This is a genomic window from Alteromonas sp. IB21, from assembly GCF_016405965.1.
Lineage (GTDB): Bacteria > Pseudomonadota > Gammaproteobacteria > Enterobacterales > Alteromonadaceae > Alteromonas.
The window spans coordinates 1-566 of sequence record NZ_JAEFCD010000077.1 but is presented as its reverse complement, the minus strand read 5'-3'; the positions used below and the strand labels follow the sequence as shown (position 1 = coordinate 566).

2 tRNA genes are annotated in these 566 nt (G+C 43.8%); both read left to right on the top strand.

Features of this window, described 5'->3' with window-relative positions:
- Window positions 1-91: 91 nt before the first annotated feature.
- A tRNA-Ala gene (locus tag JC525_RS19800) sits at window positions 92-167 on the top strand.
- A 115-nt stretch (window positions 168-282) separates the two neighbouring features.
- Window positions 283-359, top strand: a tRNA-Ile gene (locus tag JC525_RS19795).
- Window positions 360-566 lie beyond the last annotated feature (207 nt).

Genomic DNA, 566 nt, shown 5'->3' with positions numbered 1-566 from the left:
ATCACCTCCTTACCATTACGTCGTAAGACGCACTTGATGCAGTGCCTACACAGATAGTCTTGTTTAAAAATGAAGAACGACACAAGTTTATGGGGCTATAGCTCAGCTGGGAGAGCGCCTGATTTGCATTCAGGAGGTCAGCAGTTCGATCCTGCTTAGCTCCACCATCTACTTGACACTGAGCTTTAATAAGCGAAGTACTGAAGGCTTGTAGCTCGGATGGTTGCAGCCCTGCCCTCGAATAAGAGCGGTGAGGTCACAACGCCGACCGGCTTAAAAAATAGGCTTGTAGCTCAGCTGGTTAGAGCGCACCCCTGATAAGGGTGAGGTCGGCAGTTCAAGTCTGCCCAAGCCTACCATTTCCTTGCTTTAAGAAAGGAAGGTGACAAAGGTAGAAAACGTGTCACGTTGGACCCGAAATCCTAATGAATATTTACTGTTTCAGTAAGCATTGATTAGGGTTTTTTACTCTAAAGATGAAAGTACTGCTTTAGCAGGAAACATCGAATGTTCTTTAACAATTTGGAAAGCTGATATTAATAGTAATCAATCAAAATTGAGTAACT